The organism is Deinococcus pimensis DSM 21231 (genome assembly GCF_000519345.1).
Taxonomy (GTDB): Bacteria; Deinococcota; Deinococci; order Deinococcales; family Deinococcaceae; genus Deinococcus_A; species Deinococcus_A pimensis.
In genome coordinates this window covers 8,232-13,062 of sequence record NZ_KI912680.1, presented here as the reverse complement: position 1 = coordinate 13,062, position 4,831 = coordinate 8,232, and the positions used below count along the sequence as shown (strand labels likewise).

The following is a 4,831-nucleotide window of genomic DNA, read 5'->3' as shown; positions in this document are numbered from 1 at the left end:
AACTCCGCCCGCCCCGCCCGCGAGGACTAGAACGTGTCGCTGACGCCGCCGGAGCAGGCCGCGCCACGCTCGGGCGCCTGGGTGCCGCTCTCGAACTTGCGGACGAACGCCGCGAGACGAGCGTCGTCGGCGTTCTCCACCGCGACCTGGTTGTTCCACGCGCTCGCGACGACGGGGCTCGGCAGGTCCGGGTAGGGCGACAGGATGGTGTAGCTGTGCCCGTCCACGAGCTTCTTGAGCTTGTCCACCTGGTCCTGCGCGAGGCCCTCGCGATACGTGATCCACACGGCGCCGTGCTCCAGCGAGTGCACGCCGTACTCGTTCGCGATGGGCGCGTCGTACACCCCGCAGTTCTGCCAGCGGAAGTTGTGCGTGCCGCCCACGGGCGGCGTCTCGGTGTACTCGACGCGGCCGTCCTTGTGCTGCCCGCCCTGGTACTTGAAGGTCTTGAGGCCCTCGATGCTGCCGCTCCCGCCGCAGGCGGTGAGCGCGCCCACGAGGGCGATCAGAAGTCCGGCTTTCTTCATCCGCCTCAAGCTACCAGACGCGCGCGGGTGGAGTGTCCCGGACCGCACGCCCTACCCGCGCAGCCGGAAGGGATTGAAGTTCGTGCCGCGGTCGAAGGCGTCCACGCCCTCGGCGCGCTTGAGGAAGCGCACGACGGCGTACGTGACGGGCGTCAGCACGACCTCCAGGCCGACCTTGTAGACGTAGTTGAAGAGGATGATGGACCACAGCACCGCCGGGGGCAGGGCGTTCGCGCCCAGACCGAACGCGAGGAGCGTGAAGGTGAGCGTGTCCGCCGCCTGCCCGACGAGCGTCGAGCCGATCGTGCGGGTCCACAGCCAGCGTCCCGCCGTGGCGACCTTGAGGCGCGCGAGGACGTACGCGTTGAGGAACTCGCCCACGAAGAACGCGACGAGGCTCGCGAGGACGATCTGCGGCACGAAGCCCGCGACCTTCTCGAACGCCCCGGCGGTGGGACTGTCGGGGCCGGTGGGCAGGAGCGACACGAGGCCCAGCGTGACGGACGCGAGGAGCGTCATCGCGAGGCCGAACCAGATGACGCGCCGCGATCGGGCGTAGCCGTACACCTCGGTCAGGACGTCACCGAAGATGTACGTCAGCGGAAACAGGAAGGTGCCGCCGTCGAAGACGGGCTTCCAGCCGCCGAGGTCGAGCGTCGCGACCTTCGTGGAGGCGACGTTGGACACCACGAGCGTCACGGCGAACGCGCCCATGATGAGGTCGAGGTGGCGGGGACGTCCGGGGGCGTCCGGCGTGGGCTGAGGCTGGCGTGACATGCGGCTCTCCTTGAGGCGGGCCGCGCGGTTCCCGCGGGCGGCCCCACCGCGTGGGCGGTGCTCCGGCGGGACAGGCCGGGGCCACCGAGCAGGGTAGCGCACGGCGCGAACACGTCACATCAACACAGTCAACGCCCACGAACGCGTGCTAGCGTCGAGGAGCGCTTCCACCACGCGATTTCGTCCGTCCTGCCGCCACTTTTTTGTTGCGATCATTTCCGGAGGATCAATGCCGCACGCGAGTACACTGGCCGAGCTGCTCCAACTGCCCGAGTACGTGGGCCGCCGTCCCTTCGACGGGAAGAGCCGCACGGTTCAGGACGAGGTCCGTTCGAACCTCGTCCGCAAGCTGAAAAACCGAGAAGAGCTGTTTCCGGGCATCGTGGGCTTCGAGGAGAGCGTCGTGCCGCAGCTCGTCAACGCGCTGCTGGCCCGTCAGAACTTCATCCTGCTGGGCCTGCGCGGGCAGGCGAAGAGCCGCATCCTGCGCGCCATCACCACCCTCCTCGACGAGGAGGTGCCCGCCATCGAGCACAGCGAGATGAACGACGACCCCCTCAACCCGGTCAGCGCCGAGGGGCGCGCGATGCTCGAGACGCACGGCATGGAGCTCCCGATCCGCTGGGTGCGCCGCGACGACCGCTACGTGGAGAAGCTCGCGACGCCCGACGTGACCGTCGCGGACCTCATCGGCGACGTCGACCCGATCAAGGCGGCCCGCCTGGGCACCGCCCTCGGGGACGTGCGCAGCATGCACTTCGGGCTGCTGCCGCGCGCCAACCGCGGCATCTTCGCCGTGAACGAGCTCGCGGACCTCGCGCCGAAGGTGCAGGTGGCGCTCTTCAACATCCTTCAGGAGGGCGACGTCCAGATCAAGGGCTACCCCATCCGGCTGGAGCTCGACGTGATGCTGGTCTTCAGCGCGAACCCGGAGGATTACACGGCGCGCGGCAAGATCGTCACGCCCCTCAAGGACCGCATCGGCTCCGAGATCCGCACGCACTACCCGAAAACGGTGGAGCTCGGCATGGACATCACCGCGCAGGAAGCCTACCGCGAGGAGGGCGTGGCGGTGCCGTCGTACGTCGCGGAGCTCATCGAGGAGATCGCCTTCCAGGCGCGCGAGGACAGCCGCGTGGACAAGCTGTCGGGCGTGTCGCAGCGCCTGCCGATCAGCCTGATGGAGGTGACCTCGGCCAACGCGGAGCAGCGCACCCTGCGCTCCGGCGACGAGCCGGTCGCGCGGGTCGCGGACATCTACGCGGGCCTCCCGGCCATCACCGGCAAGATGGAGCTCGAGTACGAGGGTGAACTCAAGGGCGCCGAGAACGTCGCGCGCGAGATCATCCGCAAGGCCGCCGGGGCGGTGTTCTCGCGCCGCATGGGCAGCGCGGACACGAAGGAGACGGAGGACTGGTTCGAGGACGGCAACGTCTTCCGCGTTCCGCAGGAGGGCGGCACCGGGGCCCTCGCGGAACTCCGGAACGTGCCCGGCCTGATGGACCTCGCCGTGGCGCTCGCCGAGGGATCCTCGGACGCGCACCGCGTCGCCGCCGCCGAGTTCGTCCTCGAGGGCCTGTACGGCCGCAAGCGCCTCTCGCGCGCCGAGGAGACCTACGCCGCCCCCGAGAAGGAGACCGTCAAGGGACGCGGCGGGCGCTGGAACTGAGGACGTGGTCAGCGGTCAGCCGTCAGCAGTCAGCAGACTGGCCGCGTCCACCGAGCCTCCTGATCCCCTGACTGCTGATTGCTGAAAGCCGAGCACGCCATGCCGCGCACCACCCGTTACAGCAAATTCGAGGGCGAACTCGACCAGATCGAGTCCGCCGAACTGATGCAGATGATCCAGGAGGCGATGCTGGGGCAGGGCCTCAACGACCCGTGGGATCCCGATCCGGACGCGCGTCCCAGCATGGACGACCTGTTCGACGCGATCCTGCAGGCCCTCGTGGACCGCGACCTCATCCCGGAGGACATGCTGGAGGAGGCGATGAACGCCGAGAACGTGCAGGAGTCGCGTCTCGGGGAGCAGATCCGTCGCATGATGGACCGCCTGCAGATGGACGGCTTCATCCGCAAGGAGTTCGACGATCAGGAGGGCGGCCAGGGCGGGCAGGGCGACCCGGGCGAGGCGCGCTTCCAGCTGACGGACAAGAGCATCGACTTCCTCGGCTACAACAGCCTGCGTGACCTGATGGGCGGTCTGGGTCGTTCCAGCGCGGGCAACCACGACACGCGCGACTACGCGAGCGGCATCGACGTGACGGGCGAGCTCAAGAGCTACGAGTTCGGCGACACCCTGAACCTCGACACCACCGCGACCCTGTCGAACGTGATCAGCAAGGGCTTCGAGAACGCCAGCGAGTCGGACCTCGTGATCCGGCAGGCGGAGTACAGCAGCAGCGCCGCGACGGTGGTGCTGCTGGACTGCTCGCACAGCATGATCCTGTACGGCGAGGACCGCTTCACGCCCGCCAAGCAGGTGGCGCTCGCGCTCGCGCACCTCATCCGCACGAGCTACCCCGGTGACAGCCTGCGCTTCGTGCTGTTCCACGACAGCGCCGAGGAGGTGCCGCTCGGGAAGCTCGCGCAGGCGCAGATCGGGCCGTACCACACGAACACGGCGGGCGGTCTGCGGCTCGCGCAGCAGCTCCTCAAGCGCGAGAACAAGGACATGAAGCAGATCGTGATGATCACGGACGGCAAGCCGAGCGCGCTGACGCTGCCGGACGGACGCATCTACAAGAACGCGTACGGCCTCGACCCGTACGTGCTGGGGCAGACGCTGCGGGAGGTGGCGAACTGCCGCCGCAGCGGCATCCAGATCAACACGTTCATGCTGGCGCGCGACGCGGAGCTCATCGCGTTCGTGCGGCGCGTCTCTGAGATGACGAAGGGCAAGGCGTACTTCACGACGCCCGCGAACATCGGTCAGTACGTGCTGATGGACTACATGAGCAACAAGACGAAGGTCGTCAACTAGACCCGGACCCGGGAAGGGCGTACCGCTCCCGCGGTGCGCCCTTTCGCCGTGCTCAGCGGCCCTTCGGGGCGGTCAGGGTGACGCTGCGCGCGACCGCGTCGAGCCGGGCGAGGGCCGGGGACGCGCCCAGCGCGTCGAGCTGACGGGCGACGTCACGGGTGTAGGCGCGGTAGGCGGCGTCCACGTCCGTTCCGCCCCGTTCGAGCGTGGCGAGCAGGTCCCGCTCGCGGGCGGGCACGCCCGCGCCGAACAGGTCACGCGGCAGGAACGGTACGTCCACGGGATGGTCGAGGGACACGAGGTACTTCCCGTCGCGGGTGAGGCCCTGGAAGGTATAGAAGACCTGCCCGCGCGTGAGCGGCGCGACCTCCTGGCTGTACGCGACGAGATACCGGACGCCCGCGCCGCCCGGGAAGTCGAGGAAGCGCACGGCGCCGTGCAGGACCTGCCCGGCGAAGGCGGTGGGCAGGTACGGCAGGGTCGCGTCCCGGGAGGGCAGCGCCGGGCGGGCCCGCAGGAGGGCGCGCAACACCTCGATCTGCGC

At 69.1% G+C, this 4,831-nt stretch carries 5 protein-coding genes; 2 read left to right on the top strand and 3 right to left on the bottom strand.

What is annotated here, in order from left to right:
• Nucleotides 1-26 precede the first annotated feature (26 nt).
• Together DEIPI_RS0126820 and DEIPI_RS0126815 are read right to left on the bottom strand one after the other, a co-directional pair.
• Nucleotides 27-527, bottom strand: a complete 501-nt coding sequence (locus DEIPI_RS0126820) for a thioredoxin-like domain-containing protein (protein WP_027483818.1) — start codon at nt 525-527, stop codon at nt 27-29.
• A 51-nt stretch (nt 528-578) separates the two neighbouring features.
• Nucleotides 579-1,304: a queuosine precursor transporter gene (locus DEIPI_RS0126815; RefSeq protein WP_045235307.1), complete on the bottom strand. Its 726-nt coding sequence runs from the start codon at nt 1,302-1,304 to the stop codon at nt 579-581.
• 229 nt (nt 1,305-1,533) lie between these two features.
• On the opposite strand from DEIPI_RS0126815, the gene DEIPI_RS0126810 reads away from it, so the two are divergent.
• The gene (locus DEIPI_RS0126810) at nt 1,534-2,973 is read left to right on the top strand and encodes a sigma 54-interacting transcriptional regulator (RefSeq protein WP_027483816.1); all 1,440 of its coding nucleotides are present in this window, start codon (nt 1,534-1,536) and stop codon (nt 2,971-2,973) included.
• A gap of 99 nt (nt 2,974-3,072) precedes the next feature.
• The gene (locus DEIPI_RS0126805; RefSeq protein WP_027483815.1) at nt 3,073-4,287 is read left to right on the top strand and encodes a vWA domain-containing protein; all 1,215 of its coding nucleotides are present in this window, start codon (nt 3,073-3,075) and stop codon (nt 4,285-4,287) included.
• A gap of 52 nt (nt 4,288-4,339) precedes the next feature.
• Here DEIPI_RS0126805 and DEIPI_RS40780 read toward each other — a convergent pair.
• The coding region (locus tag DEIPI_RS40780; protein WP_045235306.1) for a hypothetical protein at nt 4,340-4,831 on the bottom strand (492 nt) is incomplete at its 5' end.